Origin of the sequence: Elstera litoralis, from assembly GCF_000963705.1 — a bacterium.
In the GTDB taxonomy this organism is placed as follows: Bacteria; Pseudomonadota; Alphaproteobacteria; order Elsterales; family Elsteraceae; genus Elstera; species Elstera litoralis.
On sequence record NZ_LAJY01000344.1, the window covers coordinates 1 to 2261 of the forward strand.

Sequence of the window (2261 nt, forward strand, 5' to 3'; positions counted from 1 at the left end):
GATTTGCGCGTGCGCCACGCCCCGCTGCACGGCGTCGAGGTGCCGCCGGAGCGCGCGCCGAGCATGATCGACGAATATCTCGTGCTGGCGATGGCCGCCGCCTGCGCTTCGGGCCGCACCATTCTGCGCGGGCTGTCTGAATTGCGGGTGAAAGAAAGCGACCGGCTGGCGGCGATTGCTGAGGGGCTCACCGCCTGCGGGGCTAAAGTCACGATCGAAGGCGATGATTGCATCATCGACGGCACCGGCACCCCGCCGAAGGGCGGCGTGACGATTGCCGCCAAGCTCGATCACCGCATCGCCATGTCGTACCTCATCCTCGGGGCGGTGACGGCGGAGCCGATCACGATTGACGATGCCGCGCCGGTCGATACCTCCTTCCCCGGCTTTGCCGATCTGATGAACGGCCTCGGCCTCAAGATCGCAGGAGTGGCCTGACATGCCGGTGATTGCGGTCGATGGTCCGGCGGCCTCCGGCAAGGGCACGATTGCGAAAAGGCTCGCGGCCCATTTCGGCTTTGTGCATCTCGATACTGGCTTGCTCTATCGGGCCGTCGGCTGGGTCGTGCGGGATCGGCTGGACGATCCGCGCGCGGCGATTGCGGCGGCGGAAGCTTTCGATGTCGGCATGACCTGCGGCGATGAGTTGCGCAGCGAGGATGCCGGGCGGGCCGCCTCCAAGATTTCCGCTATTCCGGAAGTGCGGGCGGCCTTGCTCGCCTTCCAGCGCAGCTTTGCGGGCCAGGCACCGGGGGCGGTTTTGGACGGGCGCGATATCGGCACGGTCATTTGCCCCGACGCGCCGGTCAAACTATTTGTCACGGCCTCCGTCGAAGTTCGGGCCGGGCGGCGGCACAAAGAGTTGCAGGCGCGCGGGAATCCTTCTATATACGCCGAGATCCTTGCGGACCTGATTGACCGGGACCGCCGCGATAGTGAACGCGCCACAGCCCCCCTTAAGGCGGCAGCCGACGCGTTCCACCTGGAAACATCCATGATGGATGCCGATCAGGCCTTCGCGGCAGCCCTTGCCTTTGCAGCGCCCAGGATAGCGTAACCGCCCTCCTGCCCTGACCTCTTCTCCAAGGGGGCAGAGCTTGGGGGTTTTCGTCACTCTCCAACCCCGCGTTACCGCCTTCGTCCAGCGGTGGCGCTGTTCGGCTCCGATAGCCGGACCAGGGACAGCCGGACCGGAGCATGTATGACCACGAGTGAAAGCTTTGCCGCGCTTCTGGAAGAATCGCTGGGCACAGGGGATAATCTAGAAGGTACCGTCGTTAAGGGCACGATTATTGCCATTGAAAACGACTTTGCCCTGATCGATGTCGGTCTGAAGTCGGAAGGCCGAGTGCCGCTGCGCGAATTCGCAGCGCCGGGCCTGCCGGTTGAACTGAAGCCCGGCGACACGGTTGAAGTGTACCTGGAGCGCATGGAAGACAAGAATGGCGAAGCCAGCTTGTCGCGCGAAAAGGCCCGCCGTGAAGAAGCGTGGAATGTGCTGGAACGCGCCTTCACCGAACAGCAGCGCGTTACCGGGATCATCTTCGGTCGCGTCAAGGGCGGTTTCACGGTCGACCTGTCGGGTGCCGTGGCCTTCTTGCCGGGCAGCCAAGTGGATATCCGCCCCGTGCGCGATATCACCCCGCTGATGGGCTCCCCGCAGCCGTTCCAAATTCTGAAGATGGACCGTCGTCGCGGCAATATCGTCGTGTCGCGCCGGGCCGTTCTGGAAGAATCGCGCGCCGAAGCCCGCTCGGAACTGGTCGCTTCGCTCAAAGAAGGCCAAATTCTGCAAGGCGTGGTCAAGAACATCACCGATTACGGTGCGTTCGTGGACCTGGGCGGCGTCGATGGTCTGCTGCACGTCACCGATATCGCGTGGCGCCGCATCAATCATCCGTCCGAAGCCCTCACGATTGGCCAGTCGGTCAATGTGCAGGTTATCCGCTTCAACTCGGAAACCCAGCGCATCAGCCTCGGCATGAAGCAGCTTGAAGCCGATCCGTGGGAAGGCGTTGCCGCCAAATACCCGATGGGTGCCAAGTTCAATGGCCGCGTGACCAACATCACCGATTACGGCGCATTCGTGGAACTGGAACCCGGCATCGAAGGCCTGGTCCATGTCTCCGAAATGAGCTGGACGAAGAAGAACGTTCATCCGGGCAAGATTGTTTCGACCAGTCAAGAAGTCGAAGTGATGGTGCTGGATGTCGATCCGGTGAAGCGTCGCATCAGCCTTGGCCTGAAGCAGTGCATGGACA

The 2261-nt window shown here is 62.7% G+C and carries 3 protein-coding genes; all 3 read left to right on the top strand.

Annotated elements, in window-relative coordinates; translation table 11 throughout:
* A partial coding sequence (locus VZ95_RS13200; RefSeq protein ID WP_045776260.1) for a 3-phosphoshikimate 1-carboxyvinyltransferase occupies positions 1 to 438 on the top strand: 438 nt, incomplete at its 5' end.
* Between the two features lies 1 nt (position 439).
* Entirely contained in the window at positions 440 to 1057 is a 618-nt protein-coding gene (locus VZ95_RS13205) for a (d)CMP kinase (protein ID WP_045776261.1), read from the top strand.
* A 144-nt stretch (positions 1058 to 1201) separates the two neighbouring features.
* Positions 1202 to 2261: 30S ribosomal protein S1 (locus VZ95_RS13210; RefSeq protein WP_045776262.1), on the top strand; the 1060-nt coding region annotated here is incomplete at its 3' end.